Below are 21,983 nucleotides of genomic sequence, written 5' to 3' on the forward strand. Positions count from 1 at the left end.
GACATAATTGGTCATAAATACAAAGTAATAGATACAACTCTACCTACTTTGTCAGCATGGTTGTGGTTACTTATTTAGGGTTGTCGCGTGGTTTAACCGAATAGCTTTTCGCAATGACTGATGCCAGTTCGCCGTTTTACTTCTAAATGTGTGTAATAGCCATCCAGTGTATTGGGCCTGCCTACTGCACCTTTGAACACTTTGCTAAATTGGGTGGTGAGCTTTAGCCAGTTTTCAGGGGCGATGTTTAATCGTTCTAAGATAGGCTGTGTGTGCTGCTCAATGTGCCCGCACTTATCTTCTCGCATGCAACGCCCAGTGAGTTCAACTAACTCTAAGTACGACTTTAATTCAAACGGGAGCCCTTTGGGCATGTGTTTTCTTGGGCTGCCTGCAAAGCGGGCGAGTTGTTTAGGTTGTTTTGCATCTTTTGCGGATTTGATTCGCTTTTGAACGCTGGTGTGGTCAGAGTCTTCTGGTGTTTTTGCCATCTTCGCTCTAATGGGGTTTAAGTCAACATACGCCATGCATGCTGCCAAGGCTGCCTCATCTAAAAGCGCTTGGGATTTAAAGCGCCCTTCCCAAAAACGACCTGTGCAGTTGTCTTCTTTATTCGCTTTTCTGGCTATATCTTCATTGAGCACGCGCATAAACCAGCTAATATCCGCCAGTCGTTCACGATAATCTGCAATGATACGATTTAAAAAGAATTGTTGAGCCTTATCTAGCTTGTCGCCTTGTAAATATTTATGTGTAAGCACTGTGCCTTTGAATAGTTTGTGCCAACGAATAAGTATGGCTTTATCGCTCAACCGCTTCGCTTTTTTATCATCTACAAACAACACAACATGCGTGTGATTACTCATCACAGCAAAAGCACATACATCAATGCAAAAGACTTTAGCAAGTGCTAGCAGTTTGTCTTCTACCCATTGCCTGCGATGTTCATAACTTTTGCCTGTTATCGTGTCATCACCACACAAAAATGCGCGGCGAACACACCGTGAAATACAGTGATAATATTTAGTATCAACAAGACTGACCTGCTTTTTACGTGCCGTTGCCATTAAAGCTTCCTACCTTTTAACCAGATAGATAAAAGGTAGGCAATGATTGAAAAACAAGCAAATAAAAATGGGTGTCTTGTTTATTTTTTCGCCGTGAAATACAGTGATAATATTTAGTATCAACAAGACTGACCTGCCTTTTACGTGCCGTTGCCATCAAAGCTGCCTACCTTTTAACCAGATAGATAAAAGGTAGGCAATGATTGAAAAACAAGCAAATAAAAGTGGGTGTCATGTTTATTTTAGGTTTCACTAGAAGATGATGTGCCAACTAAGGCAGCTAAGCGAGGGCCAACCTCATTATTAGAGCGGCAGATTGAGCAGATCAGCCAGCTACCCCGCACCAAACAGAAGTTTGTGAGCGAGATGCTGGATACAGTGATACAACAAGCAAGCGGCTAAGGGTAATTAGCCGCTAAAACTACTTTACGATATTTCCATGTTCATCTAACGATGGTACCTTCAGACCACTTTTCATGTAATGAACAATAAAGTAAGCTTTCTTTAAAGCCTCGCTATACTCTGAATCAACAGGTTCAAATTCCCTTACAGCTAATTGACCTATGTTGACCTCAGCAAGCTTATCTCTTGCAACACTTTTATCATTGATACATTCATCAATATAGTTGAGTTGATTGAGGATATACTCATATAACTCTTTATTAGCTCCCTTACTCAACCTTTGATTAGTTAAGTCTATAGCAACTTTTACGCTATGTAGTTGCTCGATATTACTCATGTACTTATTGGCCATAATACTTCCAAGAATTTAATTTGAATGCACTTATGTCTGTCGTAAACAGTTGCGGTGCTCCACCTTGTGTCATGAATGGTTGATGTCTAACAGACCATGTATCATTTATTGGAGCTGCTATAGATCTAAGTCCATATGTTGCTCTAGATGACACTAGTGGTGTTTGCATTCTAGTAAATACGGTATCTGTTCCAAACCCTATTTTTTGGGGGTTGATACCCAACTGACTAGGGGTGCTTCTTTCTAGAAGAGAGAAGTATTCACCCCCCCGGAATGTAGTTGGTGAATCCCATTGATATAAAGACTGACCTTTACCAATTTTCACAACTTCAACAGGCTGAGTAAAATCAATACCGTTCAAATGAGAAACCATATCTAAATCACTGTAGCCAGATTGGCGATAGAAATTAGTTGCAATTTCCTTATTACCTCGAATGTTTATATCAACATTAATGTCACCTGTACGGCCATACTTACTATTTAAATATGCTCGACGTGCTGAAACTGTATCGGTAGCAACATTAGCTTTCGATAATGCATTAATCCCCTTAGCTCCAGCTAACAATGCTGTTTCACCTCCAACAAAGAAACTTCCAACTTCGCCCATAAAGCGACCCGCTGCATCCATTCGGTTAGTTGGTGTATCAAACATTGAATGGTATTCAACATCAAATGGATTTAAAGCCCCATTGCCCGTTGCGTAACTTATACCTTGTCCTAATGGTGTCAATGCCGCAACTGAAGTCCCTAAGAATTGCACACCTTGATACACACTATCAATGAGGCCTTTGCCCATACCTAATGCCAAATCACCCCATGTTCCCATTGGATTAGCTAACTCATAATTATACTGCGCTCGGTTCATAGCATTAAGCTTTCGGGAGGTTTCAGCAAAACGTTGTTGCTGAGCTATACGATCTCGTGCGTGATAAGTAGCATTATTATAGCCACGCTGCTCACCTGCAATGTAGGCCGCTGACTCATGAATTGGCGTGCTTAATGTTTGCTTCATAACATCCCGTTGGGCTTCCATGAATGTAATATTCAAGCCTCGACCCGCGGCTGTGCCATACCAAGCATCACCAAAGGTATCAGCTAACCCAGTTCGAGCAATTGATAAACCTTGATAGTTTGTGATCTGATCTAAGTTCACCGTAGCACGGGTGCTACCATCACTCACAAATAACTGTTGACCTTCTTTTTCAACGGTCAGATTTACCGCACCATTCTTGCTGGCTGTGACCTCACGAACATACTGCTCAGCAACATCTTGTGGTATTGGCTGGCCAGTCTTTTGAGCTTGTTCAATTCGCTGTTTGGTTTGTTCGCTGACACCTTGAGTCGTAGACTCAGGTTTTCTTTGCATTCCACTAACGATACTATTACCAAGCGCATTGCCAAACACATCAACCGCCATATCACGGTTATTCCAACTAGCTTCCCCCCCAAAGGCTTTATTAGTCGCATAACTGGCCCCTTGACGCAGCACACCATACCCGAGTTCTCTTCCAAAGTCGAACTCAGATACCGCCTCTCCTGGTAAGCGACTTCCCAGGCTTGTACTTACCGCGCTGGCTGCTACATTCGCCCAGCTAAAATTCGAGTGTCCTGTAAAAATCTTGCTTGCCGCTGAGCCTGCTATGGCTGATGTTACTCCAAGCAGCGCTCGACCTCCTGCGTTCAAAGCAACTTGTCCATTACTTACACTAGTCAATACACTGTTTGTAGTGGTGACACCTTGTTCTACCGCGGTACCAACTTCTAATGCGCCATTTAACATTTCTGACGCACCGGTGGTCACCCCAGCCGTCACCGCCGACACGGCCACTTTCCCCCAGCTAAACTTATCTTGCACGCCCAGTGCCGTACCCACAACTTGGCTTGCTATACTACCTACCGTTCCTGCTATTGCTCCCGCTGCAAAGGCGTTCATCGTCCCTGTTAATGCCATCCCTACACCACCACTAGCCGCAACTGCCACCGCAATTACAATGAGCGTTGCAACCGCATTACACCCTGCCTGCGGCGGTGGTGGCACATACGGCATAGCTGGCGTGGTATCACCAACCACTTCACCCAAGTTCATGGGCTTAAAGCTGTCGTGGCTGTTGAAGAGGTTGGCGCGCGCTGGAATATCCAACGTGCTGCCTTCTAGCAATTCAGAGCCCAAACCTAAACCATTAGCATCGGCGATGACATACCATAGGTCTTCACTACCATAGTACTGCGTTGCAATCGCTTTAAGTGTATCGCCACTATGCACTTGGTGGCGGGTCATTATGCTGGCTTCATTGCCTTTAGGCGTACTAAAGTGCTGCTGCTTTATGGTGTTAATACCTGACTTGTTAATTTCTCCTAAATAGTTGCTACCACTGTATAGGTAGTAACTACCCGCCAGACGTCCATTACCTATTTGGTCTTCAGTGAAGTCGACGTTTTTTGTCACTGTGGTTGGAAAATCAACCACTTCACCGTCATTGCCAACCACCTCTTTTTTATTGGTTAAATCGTAGCTAGTCAGTACATGGTCTTGTTTTCCCGTCACCTTAGAGAGTAATTTACCTTCGGTGTCGTAACGCATATAACGGGCATGGACTGTCTTTTTATTTTCATCATCTGATTTATAACGGTCGTCCGTTATGCTCTCTTCCACTCGGGTTAGGTTGCCGTTCACATCGTAGCTAGATGTGGTTGTAGCCGACAATAAATGTTTACTGGCTTCATGGCCCTCTTTAGGTGCACCATTTGACGTGTGCTCTAGGTATTGCTCTCTTTGTTCATATGTTTTACTAAATTCATGAATAAGCGGTTTAGTGGCCCCCGCTGGTAGGTCACTTTTTTGCTCATATGAATAGCGGTCTAATCGCCCAGCTAATTTGTATTCATAACCATAAGTTACCGAGCGCGTTGTGAGCGCTGATTCTGTCCAAGGGGCGCTCAAAGATATTGACCCAAAAATATTGGTGATGCCTCCAGCCTCCTTCACCGCTGCAGCTCTAAGTGTTTGCTCCAAATTTATGTCTAACCTTCTTTCCTGCGTATGTATCACTTCACCTGCTGCATTATGCTTCGTCGATGTATGATTTATGATGGCTCCTCCGTAGTAAACAGCAGCCTTGTATACATCATCTTTTTGCTGGTTGCTTCCCTGTTTACTGAATATTATCGACTCGAACATATTCGCTGAAGAATAGGTGTATTTATCCGTCATTTGCCCTATATCATCGTACAAAAACTTGCTTTCATTACGCCAATTGTTGTGGTTTGGCGAGTTGCTCAGTGTTGCTCTGATACCATACAAGTCGGTCTTATCATTTATATTTTGATAACCCTGTACGTGCGACACCAAACCATAACTGTTGTATAAGAATTGCTGTGCTCGTTTACCTTGACGGTTAATAATGAGCTTTTGCTGGCCCGCCGCATTGTAGTCAATATATTGCCCTTTTTCTGCAATACCAATTGTGCCACTGTCTAAGCTACCACCGTCAATCACCACACGATTGTTGTTATCGTAGGTAAACCAGTAGGTTTCTTTATGTGGCTCGTCTTTTTTAACGGCTGGCGTTGCCGTAGGCTGAACGCTGGCCGCTGCCATTGGCGCACTTTGCGCTTTAAGCATAATAGCGCGAGGTAATCTACTTGCATCCGCTCGTCTAAACGACACCCCCGTTGAAAGCGCGCTATAGCTTGGCTGGGTGCTTGCAACCATCCAAATAGGCGTGGGCTTAGGAATGGTAATAATAACCGGCTTTGGCTTAGGTTTCGGTGTAGGTACTGGCACCGGAACAGGTTTAGGCACTGGAACAGGTTTAGGCACTGGAACAGGTTTAGGCACTGGCACCGGAACAGGTTTAGGTACTGGCACCGGAACAGGCTTAGGCACTGGCACCGGAACAGGTTTAGGCACTGGCACAGGTACTGGTTGTGGAGAAGGTGTGCCTCTTTCCATATCTGGCTCTTGAGGCTTCACAGTTAAAGATAACTTGGTCGAGGCTGTCGCACCTTTACTGTCTTTTGCTGTAATCGTGATCAAAAAATGTCCAGGATACCATATCGTTCCGTAAATTCGTTTTCCTGATGATTGCGCTCCACTTGGCAATCCTGACATGGTGTAGGTGAGTGTATCACCATCGGGATCAGTAAAGGTGTCGTCAGGAATTGAAAAGTTAAAACTATAGCCTTCCATTAGGGTACGTGTAACTGTCTTGTTAGCCACGGGCGCTCTATTACTTGATTTAACATCAATGTATTTTGTTACCCAGTCGCTCCAAGCACCATCGTCATCTTGCACTCTAACCTTAAACCAACCTCTTCCTTCAGTGACGCCTTTTAGCGTGATATTGCTACCACTTCCGTACAAACGGATATTAGACGAGCGCTGCCATTCGTACTTTTGAACCGTGCCGTCTTTGTCATTGGCATTCGCCTTGACCGTAATACTTTGGTCTTTTATTACACTGCTACTTGAGTCAATGGTGACTGTTGGCTTACTGTTGCCAGCAACATAGCCAATCGTTAATTTGAATGTCGACGTTGCCGATAGTTTAGATGACTTTTTCTCAGTGGCTCTCACCGTCACTCTGTAAACACCGTCTCCTACGGGGCTCTTACGATAACGCAACATACCTGTGTTAGTAATAGTCACACCTTCAATACTCATTACTGGCTCATACCTTTCACTTTTCTTACTTTGTGTTGATAAGCTCGCAGTTGAGAAAGCGACAACTTTATCATCGCCATTACCGATTACACGCTTCTCAAAATAAGCGGTATACGTTAATTCATCACCATCTGGGTCTTTAAGCTCTTTTGAAAGGTCAATATCGTAGTCTCTATTTTGATAAACCAGTTTGTCGCTTATTGTACCTGCGGGTGCATTATTGTGCGCTAAGGTGTCATTTACTTTCACGATAAAGGTTTGTGTATAAGAATTCCCTGTAACTAAATTTTTTACGGTTGCATTAAAATAATAGAACTCATCTCGGCCAACGTCAGACCCTGGTGTTAATATAAGTGACTTGAAATCAGTCGATATTTTAGCCCAACTCGGTGCACCAGCATTGAGCTCCACTTTAAGTCGATCTTGAAAATCCCCTGGGATCGGGAAAACCGATTCAGTTCCATTAATGCGTTCATCAACAGTAAAAAAGTTCTCTGCCTTTTTAACGCGCATGTAATAGGTATCAGTTTTGTAAATGCTTGGGTCATTGGCATCTTCTGCCCGAACGGTCACTGTATAGTTACCCGCAGAGCCAAATGCGAGCCTCTCACTAGGTGTTACAACTCTTATGAACCCAGTTGCAGGGTCAATTGCCACACCATTTGGCAAGCCTGACGCTGAAAATTTGAGCTTGCGCGCATTCGTGTCAGGTAAAAAGTAACTACCCGCATTAAACTTGTAGTATTCATTTTCACCAACCTGTACATCAGGCAACGGCTTAGTCAATGAGATAAGTCCGCTTATCTTAAATTCTAAGGTTTTGACAGCTGAAGCAGTTCCACCTATCTCAGTGGCTATTATTCTTATTTCATAAGTACCATCGCTATCTGCTGCTAATGTGCCGTTAAAGTAACCACCCGTTTTATTGAAGCTGATGTTTAACGTACTTAGATAAACTTCCTCCAAAGAACCATTAGACTTATTCCTTTTCTTCAAGGTCACCGAATACTCTAATGCGTTATCGGGGTCATAGAACAAATGCGCGACACTTGCATTTGCACTATTCAACGTTTGCCCCTGTTTAAAATTGCCAAAGCTGCCGCTAACTGCTCGAACCGGCACGTTCGGCGGAGGCGGTGATTTAGTATCTGGCACTGACACGTGAAACTCTGAACTTGACTCATACTTAAATTCAAGGGACTCCTCATCACGTACCCAACGGCTGTATTTCACAACAAAAGGCGCACTTCTGCCATCATTCACGCCTGGTGTGATATTTGCAACAGTGCCGAATACTGGTCCGTCAGGGTCGCCATGTATATTGTCATTAACCATATTGACAAATGATGGTTTCGTATCAAGTCGATACTGAACAAAAAATTTGTTCTCGTTACGCCCTTGACTGAAGTCTATTGGTTTGATGGTGTCCTCGTATACATCATACTTCACCGTATCATGCACCACCAAATCCACTGTTTTTGTAACAGATATGGCTGAATTGTCTCGGTCTTTAACAACAACAGTGAGCTGATAACTGCCCGCCTGCTCATAACCAATTGTGCCACTTGTTATCATGCCGGTGTTTTGGTCATAGCTAAACGAACTCGGTAAGTTCGTAACAGAATACTGCAAGCGTCTTGATGTTGAATCTGCCGTAAAATATTGACTTAAATTCAACCCTTTATAAGCATACCCTTCTTTTGCTGTTTGCTTAGGAATAGGCTTGGACTCAATGGGTGCTTGCACATTGTTAATGGTGAGGATTATTTCCCCTTTAAAGGTGCGGGCAGGCTGCTTAGAGTTATCTGTTGCCACTACATTGATCTTGTAAACACCACTTGAGTTGTAAGATGGCGTGCCTTCAAGCATGCCTTTGGCATTTAATTTCACGCCTTCAACCGAGCTAGGCGCTTGCCAACTGTCTGTTCCAAGTTGCTTTTGGAAGGTCGCGCTGTACTGCAAGTTAGGCAAACGTAACGTGCTGAAGAACTGAGCAACATTGCCATTGTCTTCATTGAATTGAACGTTTTCATTCACCTCTAACTGGCCATAAAACACCTTGGATGGATCAGGTAACCCCTCTCCAATAATGCCATTTTCAACCGTCATGCTGCGTCGGTTACCCACCGCATCGTATTGATAGCTCACACGAGAAAGTATATTGCCCGCTTGCCAACTCGGTGTTGACCCTTGTGCGCTTGTATTATTAAACGCTTGGGTCTCTATCATCTCGATACGACCATGACTGTCATATCGGGTTGTGGTTTGGTGACGAATGGTACGCTGCAAGTCGTCTTGCGCTTGTTTTAACTCAAGCGTTCTGCGCCCTGCTTTGTCGTATTCAAAATACGAGTACGCACCGGTGGTTTCATCTTTAATGGTTTTTAGCCAACCGTTTTCGTAGTAGGTGTAATTCAGCTTTTGTCCGTAATCATTATTTTTGTGGATTAAACGCCCTACATCGGTGCGAGCTTTTTCAGCCCCCTCGCTATCTAACGAGTCGATATTTTGTGGGGTGGTGCCGTTCCAGTTTTCACCGTACACATAGTTCGTGTTTCTGCCCCCGAGGTCGTTACTTTTTTGTATTAAACCAAACTCGTTGTACTCTCGGGTGTTTTGATGGCTATTACCTGTGGTGTATAAGCCGTTATATCGCTCTTTAATTTGCTGACCGTGCTCGTTAAAGGCGTAGGTCATCACACGGTTCATTTCATCGGTTGTTTCAAAGACATTGCCCAATGCATCAAATTGGTAGCGCTTAACGCCGCCCAGTGCATTGGTGGTGGTTGTGCGATTGCCAAGCTCATCATAACCATAGCGATTGGCTTTGCGGTATTTGTCGTTTTCACCATTCACCACACCAAACTGACCGGTTTCAACCACTTGGTCCAAGGTGTTGTAAGTACTGGTGGTGACACGCCCGAGGGCATCTTGGGTCGATACTTTACGACCGTGAATATCGTAGTAGTAACGGGTTACATGCCCTTCACCGTCTTTTTGTGCCACTTGGTTGCCGTTGGCATCAAACTTAAAGGTTTGTTGGGCGTTGTTGGCATCAATTTTACGCACCAAGTTGCCTTGTGCGTCGTATTGGTAAATATTCTCAGGCTGCTTAAAGCTGGTCACTCCTGACTTACTGGTGACCGCCACCGCAGGCAAGATTTCCTTAATCACCTTGTTTTGGTGGTTATACTGCGCCTGTGTCACATAGCCCAAGGCATCTTTAAGCTCAATGACATTGCCCCAACGGTCATATTTTTGTGTCACAACTGGCGTGTATGGTTGCCCGTTTTGTGTAAATGTTGGCTGTGTGACTTGGGTGGCATTGCCCAGTGCATCCCGTTCAATTTTCGTGGTGCCGTTCAACTTGTGCTGCGTTTCAAGTAAGCGACCTGCTTTGTCGTATAGATGGGTTTTAAGTACCCCATCCCCTTTATTGGTTTTCCAAAGCAGTCCTTCTTGGTTGTAGACATACACCCCGTGGCTATCTTGTTTTACTTCACCAAAGGCGTTGTAACGGGTGTTAAACACAAACTCTGAATTTGTTGGTTTTGCTCCATTGTGGGCGACACGGTCTAGTGACTTTTGTGTCAGCTGCCCGTTTCTATCGTACGCATAAGTTGTCAGTAGCGCCTTTTCAATCCCGTCTTCAGTATAAAAGGCACGACTTTGACTCAGCTTACCTTGTGCATTGTAATGGTGCTCTGTTTTGTGGCCCTGTGCATTGTATTCGCGTATTAGCTGACCACGGGTGTTGTATTCATGGCGTGTAACCTTATCTAGGCCCGCAATGTCCGCCGGCGCCGTGATATTCCCCCATGCGCGGTCATGACCAATTAAGCGTGTTGCGTGAACACGTTGCTCAATCAAGTTACCAAATAAGTCATAACGATAAGAAGTCGCTTGGCGGCCTTTTTGTGTGGTGGTTGCATTAGCTTTAGAGCTACGCGCATCGTTGTGTACATGCTCTTCATACGCGGTGGCTTTATTAATTAAACGACCAACAGCATCGTATTCGTAAAGCGTATCTGCGCCCACTTTGGTGCCCGTGTAGCTTGCTGGGTTGGCTAAATCAGTGGCTTCGGTCATAGTGGTACGTACATTACCCAGTACATCGTATTCTTTATAATCGATGACTTGGCCTTTGTTCACATACACAAACTCACTGCTGCCTGTTTGTTTGACCGAGACATTGTGATACACCGTGTGCGTGACACGGCCCATTTTGTCATAAACAAACTCAGTGGTGCGGTTTTGGCCTACGGTTTCATTCCCTTGCGTGCCTGTTGGGATGGTATTGATGTCAATGCTACCTGTAATAGCCTGAGCATATTCAGTGCGCGAGGCAACTTCACCAAACTGGTTGTAGCTTTGGGTGGTCAGGTAGTGACCAGCATCCACGGTCGCAACCTGTTGGCCCAGCGCGTTGTAGTAGGTGTAGGAGGTTAATACTTGGGCATCTGAGTTACCAAACGTCCCACTGACTAACTGCGCTTTTTTGATTTCCTGCCCAAAGGCGTTATAGGTAAAGTGGGTAAGCTGCTGGCCTATTTGCACCTGCACCTTACGGCCCGCCCCGTCGTATTGAGTGGTAATACGGCGGTCTTGGCTTGGGGATACTTGTAGCTTCGCTTGATTGTTTGTAGCTAATAGTCCGTCGTTATCCACCATATCTGCCAGTGAGATTGGCCCGGTTGGCGTAATGGTTTGTTCATCGGCATATTGAATGAGGGTCACTTCACGACCCAGCGCATCAAACTGGCGCTCAATCACATGGCCTTCACCATTAAGTTCAAAACGAACATGACCAGCGTTGTCGTACACCTTTACGCTCGTAATACCGTTTTGTGTCGCGCTGACCGCACGACCAAGGGCATCATATTGGGTGAGGGTTTCTGTCTGTGGTGCGTTTGTCGTCGTCCCTTGGTGAATACGTATTTGACGCCCTGCACTGTCATAAGCGAACGTAGTAACCGCTTTAGGGGCGTTAGACAACCAGGCACTGTTCTTTTGCGCACCTTCGGTGATAGTGGTGACATTGCCCAGCCCGTCATAGCTAAAGTGCTTTGTGGCATGCACATCATCAGCACGAACCAGCGTACCATTATGCCAATAATGTAGGCTTTGCTCAGGGCCGCGCTCGAACTCTAATAACCCAGCCTCATTGTAGTGATAGGTCCACGTCGCGCCTTTTTGGTTGGTGTAACTGGCTTTTAAGCCATTATCGTAATAGCTATAACGCTCCGTGGTGCCATCAGCATGGCGTTGGAACAACAGTTGCCCTTTGGCATTGTACTCAGCGGTACTCACTCGAGCTTTTTGCAACACGCTGTTAGAATAGTGACCCGCTAAATCGGTGTACTGTAATGTGCCTGCTGCAAACTTGCTGCTCAGTGCCGTTTGCTTGGTGAGCACTGCGTCATGTACAACAGTATGCAGTACATCCCCGACTTCGTTATAGCGTTGCTCAGTCACCTGACCCAGTGCATCCACCGTAAAGCGCAAACGCCCCGCGTTGTCGTAATAGAGCTGTGTTTTTTGGTCGCTGCTACTCGCTACCGGTGTGCTGGTGTCGGTAAATTCGTTGTAATTTACCTTGGTGGCATAGGCTATGGTTTCAATGAGTTGCCCTGCGCCATCGTAGCGACTTTCTTTTACGCTAGCTTGTGTGCCCTCTACTAGGGTAATGGTAAAGCGTGCTTGGCCTTTATCGTTGTATAGGGTTTTAACTTTGGCATCGGCGCTTTGGGTGTTCTTAGCATACACGGTTGTTGATTTGCTGAGGTCACTGGCTAACAACGTGCCTTGCTTTAAGTTGGCTAAACGCGAGCTTGAGATATAGGCACGCTCACCCCAACGAACCACTTCAGCGGTACGCCCTTGTGCGTCATAGTGCCACTGGGTGACGCCCCCATCGGCATTCACATGGAATGATTTACGGCCATGACCATCATATCCCGTGTAGGTTGACACCGCGATATTGCCTTTTGCAAAGCCATCAACCTGCTCCGACAACTTATCCTCATTACTTATCGTTAAGTGACTTGGATGTTGATGCACACCAATGCGCAGACCTCGTACATCATACTCATAACGTGTGACCTGATAAGTGTTGGCTTTTGTTGAAACTAAGTGCGCTGTGAGTTCATTGGCAGCATTATAAGTGAATAACTCTACCTTGCTCTGCTGGGCGTTAAACTTAGATTCTTTTTTAATGACATTGCTGTGCTTGTCATAGTGATAAACGGTTTCTTGGTTATCTTTAACGGTTTTAGCCAATCGACCTAATGCATCGTATTCATACTCGGTATCAATGGCATTCGCACCGCTACCCTGCGTTACTTGCAGTTTGTTACCTAAGCCATTGTATGTATATTGCGTGAGGCTTTGCTGTACACCGCCTTGTTGCACTTGTACTTCTGTGGCACGACCTTGGCTATCAAAAGTGGTCGTTGTGGTGTTTTTAAGGCCCGCTCTTTGTGCGCCATAAATGGTCACCGTGTTGATTTGCTCTGTTTTAACTACCTCGCTGCCGTGTTTGTTATGTTCAAACGTGGTGGTGAGTTTTAAGCCGCTTGGGTCAACAATACTGGCTGTAACACGGCCTACTTTATCGTACTGGGTTTCAACTTGATTGCCGTTGGCCTCTGTCACCAAGTGGACACGGTTATTCCTATCATATTGCGTTTGCTTTTGAACTTCGCCGTTCAGCAGGGTTTTAACCACATTACCGTTGGCGTCAAACTCAAAGGCACTGGTGCTTAGTACTTTACCTTGTGCATCTAGCTGCGACACAGACGCAACTTGACCACGGCCATTGCGGGTAGTTTTTACTTGTGTGCCGTTGGGTTGCGTGACCGTCACCGTATTGGTGTTGTCGTCATAGCTATAGCGGGTGATGTTATTTGCAGCATCTATCACCGCCAGCTTGCGGCCCAACATATCGTATTGGGTAGTAATCGTGCGTGTTGCGCCATCAACCGTTTGTTTACTGGTTACAACTCGACCGACTTTATCGCTGGCGCTGTCGACCGCGTAAGTCATCGTCGTTGTGTTGCCATTACCGTCAGTGGCTGTGAGTACTCGACCAAAAGCATCGTAAGATTTAGACGTGGTTTGGTTTTTTCCTGCTGCATCATGTGCTGTGGCACTGAGGGTGGTCGTGGTCAGTAAACCTCGGTTATCGTAGCCAAACTCAGTGTGCATGAAGGCTCTACCATCCGCACCGCGTTGTTTTGCTGAGATTGTTTGATGCGTTTCTTGAGTCTGTTTAACTAATTGTGCAAAGGCATTGTACGCAAACTTGGTTTGATAGCCTTCTGCATCGGTTTTGCTTTCAAGTAGGCCGCGCGTAGTGTAGTTAAGCGTTTCAGTAAACTTATCTCCGCCACCGACTTTTGACTGCAAATAGGCATCGATGCTTTGACTGGTGCCTTTTGCGGTGTTTGTAACCAAACCTCCAATCAACTCAGCCGAGCTGATATCCGCAGCCGTTAATGCATCGTGGTAACGCACCACCTCAGTGCGTTGATTAAAGGCATTGTATTTATATTCAGTAACTTGACCTTCTGCGTCTATCTCATAGCGCATATTGCCCGCAGCGTCATAGTAGTAACGGGTTTGTGCCCCCTCACGGTCTGTGGTTAGGCGAATATTGCCTAAAATATCATACTCAGTGCGCGCACCTTCTTGGGCTGCTTTGCTGTTAATTTGTGCCTGCGTGGCATCCGCGCCAAGCTCTGCATTTTGATTGCCGTCTAAGCTCGAAATTAAGCGACCTTGTTGGTCATATTGATAGCGCTCGGTGCTAACCGGGGCTTTGGCGAGCAGGTAGTTGTCTAGATAGACAGTTGTATTACTTCCGTTTGTTCGTGGGTTGCCATACAGTCTTAAGCCTGCTTTTCCGCTCCAATCAGCCGCAGAGTAACGATGACTTTTTGCAAGCTCTGGGTAACCTTTAGGATAAACAGAGAGGGTCGTCTCATCTTTTGATGTTGTCCAAGTAACTACATATGTCGTATTTGGCTCTACATCAGAAAATAATACCTCATTATCGACTCCTTTACCTTGCCTCTCAACAGTTGCTCTTATCCTTGAACCACTAACGTAAACAGAATGACGGTCTAATGTGTTATTGCTAAAGCTGCCATTGTTATCTAGTCCACCAAAGAAATAGTTATCATGCGTACTAGTACCTGTCGTGACCTCAAGACTCATAGTAACTTGTTCTTTGAGTTCAAATTTACTGCTTCCCGATAGCGAAGGCCATAGTGACCGGTCGGTTTTCAACCTATTAAACGCAACCCGGTTATTTTTTGCTTCAATATCTCCTGATATTCTAGAGTCAATGCTAACCCCCGTTAGCTTCCCACCTGCGAAATCATCAAACGCCACAACATTGTCATACTCACGCTTTTCAACCAATTGCCCCATGGCATTGTAGCTGTAGTGGGTCATGGACTTATCAGCACGGAATGCTCGCTCGATTTGGCCTGTGGCGGTATAGGTCCAACGGGTGGTGGTTTTATCGCCTACAGGCAGTGTTAAAGGCGCGCCAATGGTTTGGTTGCGCACTTGGGTGTGATATACGCTTTGTGATTGTTTATGACCGTCTTTGTTGTAGGTAAAGGTGGTCAATGCACCGTCTGCGGACAGTGACCCCACAACACGGCCTTGCGCATCGTAATAGGTATGGCTAATGCGGTCATCGACCGACTCGCTAGTGCCCACTTTGGCATAACGGCGCTGTGCAATTTCATTGCCTGCTGCATCGTAGTAATAACGGGTAACATAACCTTCAGCATCAGTTTTGGTTTCAAGCAGACCTTGTGTGTTGTAGGTCATTTTGGTGCTGCGCGCGTTGGCTTGTGAGGCTTGTTCGTTTAAGCCCGATAAACGCACTTCACCGATTCTGCCTGAGCCGCGGATTAGGAAGGCATTGGTATTGATGATAGTGACACCCGGGTCAAGTGCTGCGAGGTCCGCTTGCAAGTCACGGGTAAATGCCTTCCAATTACCATCCATCGTATCTGCCGAGAGAAAATACATCGCATATTTACTGGTCGCGCCGGTTAAGTAGGGCGCTTGGGTGCCGACTTGATAGGTCATATAACGATGACCATCCGTGGTATTCAGACTAATGTAAACTGTGTAAGCCTCGTCATACTTCATATCCCAAGAGATAGTCGTACTTTTTGAATCCCAGTTTTGGGTTGGCGTCGTTCTTAAACGGAATCCATTATCTCGCGCTTGCCCCTTAACCACCATCACCTCTTTGCCATATTCCGCATCAAAGGTGGGTGTCATAGTGGCACCGGCAGGGTCTTTATCGTATACCTCCCACTGCCCAATATTCACGGGACTATTGTGGCTTTGATAGATAATGTCGCCCATCGGCTCAGCGTATTGCTTTTGCTCTGTCAGCTGACCTTTGTCGTTATAGAGGTACTCGGTCACATAGCCTTTGGCATCAATCTCGTATTGCTTTTTGCCCCCTAGGGTATACAGCGTACGCGTGGTGCGATTGTCTTCGTGGTTGGCTTGAGTTTGTAGTTCACTGTCTAGCTGGGCTAGGGTTTTCACCATTGCGCCACCCGGTGAGAGCCATTGTGAGGTATTCACCTTTTGCGCGTATTGAATGGTGTGCGTTAAGCGCCCTGCTCGGTCATAGTGCAGGCGTGTGACGGCCCCAGTTTTACTGACCATAGCCGCTTTGTTGCCTGACTCATCATACAAGGTGTAGCTAATCGCCCCTTGTTTGTCTTTGGTCGCAACGGCTTGCCCTTCTCGATTGTAGTAAACTCGCTCTGTGCCATAAATATTGTTGCCAAGTGACGTGCCTTCAACATTAACAACCAATGCCCCCGCTCTATCAAACACTTGGGTTTGCCATAAGCCATTGGCAAAGTGGGTGCCGATACGTTGGTTAGCATCATCATAGGTATACAGCGTTTGTGCTTGGTTGGCGTCGGTTTTGGATAAAACACGACCTAAGCCATCGTAGCTGTAGGTGGTACTGTAATCATTCTGCGTGCCTTCGGTCATCACACCACGTGGCGTGGTTTCTTGTAGTAGTTTACCGTGGGCGTCATACACATAACGTGTGGTGCTGCCATCTACCCCTTGACCTTGACTATTCACGCTGTTGTAGCGGGTGACTGTGCTCAGTTGCCCTCTGAAGTCGTAGCCATATTCGCTCAGTTGCTGCTGACTTTTATCTTGTGTGTTGATAAAGCCCTCTAGTGCACTTACGCTGTGATTAGTACTGGCGTAGTTCGCTTTGGTGTAGCTATGTTGGCTAATGCGTTGGCCCAGTGTGTTATAACGATACTCCACCACGCTGTTATCTGCGCTCAAGGTAAAGCGTAAGCGTTGCTTGCTATCGTAAACAAAGTGCGTGGTGTTATCCCCAAGGGTTTCACTGACAACTTGGTTATGCTCATTGTAAGTGCGTTTAACCGTCACCCCATCCGCATCAGTTTGGGTGGTTAAGTTACCTTGCGCATCATAGGTAAAGGTTTTGGCTTGGCCTAAACCATTACGAACCTCGGTAATTTGCCCTGCATTGTTGTACTCGTGTTCTTCTCGAACATGTTGACCATCCACCACACGCTCTAGTGCCGATAAACGTTTATTGCTGTCAAAGTAGTAGTCGACTTGTGATTGACCTAAAGCCACACGGGTTTGAGACTCTGACACATAAGTGTAAGTGGTCGTTCGACCCTCGCCATCTGTCAGCGTTTTAACTCTAAAATCATCACCATGGGCTTCGTAGCCTATCGTCAGTGCCGTGCCGTCAGACTGGCGAACCGACTGAATACGATTACTATCACCATGGTAGGTGTATTTGGTTTCGTATACCTTGCCATCGGCAATGGAATTGTCATCGGGCGTTAAATCTACTTTAACCGAGTTCAAGCGCTTATTGGCATCATAACCATAGTACACACGAGTCTGGGCGTTACCCGTGCCTGCTTGGGTTTGAATGCTTTCTAATAAGTTCTGGCTGTTGTATTTCAGTAGCGTGGTTTCGGTGCCACTTTGCGTTTTGGTGGTGATTTGGCTAACACGACTGCCGTTGTAGCTAATCGTCGTTTCATGACCTTGCTGGCCTATCATTGCCGTTAAGCGGCCTTGCGTGTTGTAGCGCTCTGTGATGTTTTGGCCGTCAACATTCAGCACCGCACTGCCATTACTGTTGAATTTTAACGTATCATGAGCGCCGCTGCCTTGGGTGCTGATATATGCGCCCTTCGCCGCATCATAGTTAAAGCGCTGTGCAAAGCCATCCGCCGTCACGCGCGTTACCACACTCCCCGCTTGGTTACGCGCACCTTCCAGTGAAATCGTCTTTAAAAACCCTAAGCGCCATTGGTCGTTCTGACCCAGCATTTGGTCACTATCCACCTCGCCTAAGCTGTTGTAGGTTCTCAAAACCCCCAGCCCTAGACCTAAGCCCTTTACCTGCTCATCTTGGTGTTGCAGTACTAAGTTACCCGTCGCCGCATTCACAAAAATATTTTCTGATGCCTGTCCTAAAGCCGAACGAGTATGTTGATTAAGTGTCGATGTGTGGTTGTTGAAAAGACCGAGTCCTTCGCCTGAAATAATAGCGCCCATGACGATTGTAATTCCTACTTATTATTTTATTTAACTAAACACCTCTTCCTGTATTTTTCGAAAATATTTAATAAAAAAATAAAAAAAACTCAATATTCTGACCGATTGGTTACTTTTCGGCCGGAAAAGCTGTGACACTGTAAAAATATGTTTAAAAAACAACCGAACGCTTGCAATTAATTAAAGGGGGAATGCCTTTTCAGGCTGTGAAATTCTGAGTAAACCCAACTTAGGTGTAAAGTATAAAAAGCGCTGTGTGGTGAGGGTACTTTAATGACTGGGGAGCTGTATTATTTACAAAAGCACCTAAGGACATGAACCCAGCGCTTAACTGGGTTCATGTTAGATTGCTAATGTGCGATTGATGGATGCTCAATGCCCATCCAGGCTTTAAACAACTTACTTTGCTGTGTGCTGGGGCTTGCCATTGCTTTAACTTGCTTCTCTTTATCGTAACCCTTATCTAGCACAACGTACGTACTCATAAGTTGGTCGCGGCGAATAAAGTCGACTTTAACCTTTTCTCCACCAGTGAAATAAGCCAGTGAGTCTTCCAATTTCGCCCTTACATGATGGCCATTAAATGCCACAATTTTATCACCCGCAGTTAGCCCAGCCTGCCAAGCTGAACTGTTGCGTGCAACGTGAATTAGTTCAAACAATTGACCATGACTTGTCCCTTTAAGTTGCAAACGCGCGACGGGTTTAGCATCTTCGGGATAAACATGCTCGAGACCAACTTTTGCTAGTAAAGAATCAAAATCTAACGAAAGTGGTGAATCAACATGCGTATGCCACCAATTTGAATAATCGTGACCTGAAATCTGTTTAAGAATGTCTTTAACATCTTTACTCGTAAAAGACTTCGGAAGCTTAAATTGATTGTAAAGTGCTTTGTGTACATCGCGATAACTCACTTCACCATTTGTACGTTCGATTAAATCGATATCCAAAGCAAGTGACACCAAAGACCCTTCAGAATAAATATTGGTGCTGAAGTTTTTACCGTGATCGCCCCCTTGGTTTATCCACTTGTCAAAGCTTGTTTGCGCCACCGATTGCACTTCTCGACCTGGGGTATGTAGGTGTCGGTTAATGCCTTTAGTTAACGTTTTAAGAAATTCTGTTGTGGTCGTGATCCCAGCATTTAACAACAAGTAGTCTTCCAAATAACTTGTAGACCCCTCTGACAGCCATAATAGGTCGCTATAATTTGGGTTGACGTAATCGTAAGGAACTAACCCTGCTGGTCGATAATTCTTTACGTTCCAGGTATGAATGAATTCGTGTGCGGCTGTCGAAATAAAGCCAACATAATCCTCACGTTTAGCAAAGGAGTCTCTATGGCGCTGAATGATGGTTGAGTTTAAATGCTCCGTAGCCCCTCGCGCACCGCTCGTTGCATGTACCATAAACACATAACGTTCAAACGGATAGCCATCCCAAATCAATGATCCCGTTTTCACCAACTTTTTTAAATCCGACAGCATCTGTGAGACGTTATAATTTCCCTCGCCCCAAATAACCAGCTCGTACTCACGTCCATCTACGTTAAATGTATGCAACTGATTGATCCCAGTTTCGATGGGAGAATCTACTAATATGTCGTAATTATCGGCTTTGAAACTATGTTTATTATCCGCATAGTCCATACCTGATACCGAGCGCCAACCTTTAGGCACTTTCAATTCAACGTTAACAGGGTCCTGACGGAAGGACTCAGAGAACATAAAAAAGCCTGACGCATCAATAAATGCATGGCTATCGTCAATATGACGAGCTCGTTTACCAAGCTCATTTCCATAAACTTGATAGCTGAGATTAACTTGCGCAGGCTCTGATAAGTGTACGCGCCAGGTACTTTTATCAATCTTAAGCCATTTTAATGCCTTACCCTTATGATCTGTCGCATTAAAATAGCGAATACCATTGGCTAAGTTCAAAACTTCGTAGCGTCCTGTGCGCCAATCTGGTAGCTTAATATCAAGGTGGGCTTGAGCTGTTTTTGGAAACGAAATAGAGACGTTACCTAAATGATGTTCAGGTTGCTCGATGAGCAGTTTATATTCAACATCCGCAAAAGCTGTTAGAGAAACAAAGCTTAGCGGTAAAAGTAGGTGTTTGTAATTCATATAATCATCGTTGGTAATGCAAATTTGCCGCATAAGATAGCAAACCTACACGTCACTGTGTTCAAAAACTCGGTGAATGCACAATATGCTTAGGTAACAGTGATATAAGTGAAAATTCATCTACATTAAGTGCGTATTTGATATAAACTTAAAAAGCAATGAAATGAATGGAAGTAGTTAATATTGGTTAATAACAACTCAGCGCTATTAGAAAAAAAACTAGAACGTACAATCAGTGCTCGTAAGGCTCTTGAGTCTGCACGTAAGCACCAAGTTGATGTTCTATCGCAATTTGCTGCCAAGCTTTCATTAAACTGTAAAGGCCAAGATGTTGCGCTGGATAATCAATTAGCGAAGTTTCGTCAAGCACTACATAAAGGAATGGACTTCGATGAATTGGAACCGCTGATTGAGGGCATGAATGAATCTCTAAAGCATCATGAAGCGCTCATTTCAGCCAACAATCGTATGTTACAACAAAGTATTCTGCAAGCGGGTAAGCAACTTCAAAAGGTAAAAGGTTTACCTTCAGATGGGCGCAGAAAACTGCGTCATTTACTTGATCACGAATTAAACGATATTGGTAGTATCAGTGAATACATACCGGTATTGGAAAAACTATCCAAGCTGTATCAGCATGCATTGCAGGTAAAAATAACTGCAGCGGGTATTGAAAGCGAGAATACAGAAAAGGTTAAGTCGCCTGAAATCGCAAATGAGCTATTAAATTTAGCCAACGAACTGACTTTTGATGATGACGTTTCTCAAGAAGTTAAAGCGATTAAAAATAGTATCACATTAAACGACGATATAGATTCATTATTGGGCGCGTCGGTAGCCATTATCCGCGTCATAGCTAAAAGTATTAGCCGCGAGAGGCAGTCAGCACAAGGCTTTTTGGTATCTCTCAATCAAACGCTTGAAGAGCTCAATACATCTATACTAGCAACAACCAAGCACACACAAAACGTTAATAAGAAACTGACTGATCTTAATAAGCAAATTGAACTCAAGATCAAAAATTTAAACGCGCAAACTCAAAAAGCAACGTCTATATCAGAGCTTAAGTCAGTTGTAGATGGCGAATTAAAACTATTAAGCGAAGATTTAGTAGAACGTGAACGAATTGAGCAACAAGACAGACAAGCGCTCTATGATAGTTTTGAACAGATTAACGAGCGCATCAATGTGCTTGAGTCGAAGGTAAATACTTATAAAAAACGTCTTTCTGAGCAACGGGTTAGAAGTTTATTAGACGGCTTAACGAAGCTACCGAATAGAACGGCTTTTGATGACAGATTTAGTCAAGAGTTCCATTTGTTCAGTATTCAAAAATCTGACGTCACCTTGGTTGTTGTTGATGTGGATCACTTTAAATCAATCAACGATAAATACGGTCATAGCGCAGGCGATAAAACCCTTCAGGTGATTGCGCGTGCATTAAAAAAAGGCATACGCAAAACCGACTTTATCGCCCGATATGGCGGTGAAGAGTTTGTGATTTTAATGCCGGGTATGCACTTAGAGCATGCAAGGCAGCCACTAGAAAAATTGCGAAACGCAATCAAGTCGATCCCTTTTAAGTTTAAAGAGACGCAAGTTCAAATCACCATATCTTTGGGTGCAACGCAATTTAAAGATGGTGATACACCGCTGCTTGCATTTGATCGTGCAGACAGCGCACTTTACGAAGCGAAAAATAGCGGCCGTGACCGTTTATGTCTTCGTGAATAACAAGGAGAATGCCT

6 protein-coding genes are annotated in these 21,983 nt (G+C 45.0%); 2 read left to right on the plus strand and 4 right to left on the minus strand.

Annotated elements, in window-relative coordinates:
• Positions 1–92 precede the first annotated feature (92 nt).
• Positions 93–1,067: a transposase gene (locus AC5FX4_RS18835; protein WP_493607954.1), complete on the minus strand. Its 975-nt coding sequence runs from the start codon at positions 1,065–1,067 to the stop codon at positions 93–95.
• Positions 1,068–1,331: 264 nt separating this feature from the next.
• Here AC5FX4_RS18835 and AC5FX4_RS18840 point away from each other — a divergent pair, with 264 nt between their 5' ends.
• Positions 1,332–1,469: a hypothetical protein gene (locus AC5FX4_RS18840; protein WP_493607957.1), complete on the plus strand. Its 138-nt coding sequence runs from the start codon at positions 1,332–1,334 to the stop codon at positions 1,467–1,469.
• Positions 1,470–1,488: 19 nt separating this feature from the next.
• Here AC5FX4_RS18840 and AC5FX4_RS18845 read toward each other — a convergent pair whose 3' ends face one another.
• From AC5FX4_RS18845 to AC5FX4_RS18855, 3 genes are all read right to left on the minus strand, one after another.
• Positions 1,489–1,821, minus strand: a complete 333-nt coding sequence (locus tag AC5FX4_RS18845) for an immunity protein Tsi6 family protein (protein WP_493607958.1) — start codon at positions 1,819–1,821, stop codon at positions 1,489–1,491.
• On the minus strand, positions 1,811–18,103 hold the full coding sequence (locus tag AC5FX4_RS18850; RefSeq protein WP_493607959.1) for a polymorphic toxin type 46 domain-containing protein: 16,293 nt from the start codon (positions 18,101–18,103) through the stop codon (positions 1,811–1,813). Before AC5FX4_RS18850 ends, AC5FX4_RS18845 begins: the two co-directional genes overlap by 11 nt.
• Positions 18,104–18,453: 350 nt before the next feature.
• Positions 18,454–20,235, minus strand: coding sequence for a M61 family metallopeptidase (locus AC5FX4_RS18855; RefSeq protein WP_493607960.1), 1,782 nt, complete (start codon positions 20,233–20,235; stop codon positions 18,454–18,456).
• 183 nt (positions 20,236–20,418) lie between these two features.
• Between AC5FX4_RS18855 and AC5FX4_RS18860 the strand changes: the two genes are divergently transcribed.
• Positions 20,419–21,969 carry a GGDEF domain-containing protein gene (locus AC5FX4_RS18860; protein ID WP_493607961.1) on the plus strand — a complete coding sequence of 517 codons (1,551 nt, stop codon included), beginning with the start codon at positions 20,419–20,421 and terminating at the stop codon, positions 21,967–21,969.
• Positions 21,970–21,983: the final 14 nt, after the last annotated feature.

The organism is Pseudoalteromonas sp. ATL1, assembly GCF_058933015.1.

Bases quoted from the DNA above. Each gene is read 5' to 3' on its own strand.
- AC5FX4_RS18835 (WP_493607954.1), bottom strand. From the start codon at position 1,067: ATGGCAACGGCACGTAAAAAGCAGGTCAGTCTTGTTGATACTAAATAT.
- AC5FX4_RS18845 (WP_493607958.1), bottom strand. From the start codon at position 1,821: ATGGCCAATAAGTACATGAGTAATATCGAGCAACTACATAGCGTAAAA.
- AC5FX4_RS18850 (WP_493607959.1), bottom strand. From the start codon at position 18,103: ATGGGCGCTATTATTTCAGGCGAAGGACTCGGTCTTTTCAACAACCAC.
- AC5FX4_RS18855 (WP_493607960.1), bottom strand. From the start codon at position 20,235: ATGAATTACAAACACCTACTTTTACCGCTAAGCTTTGTTTCTCTAACA.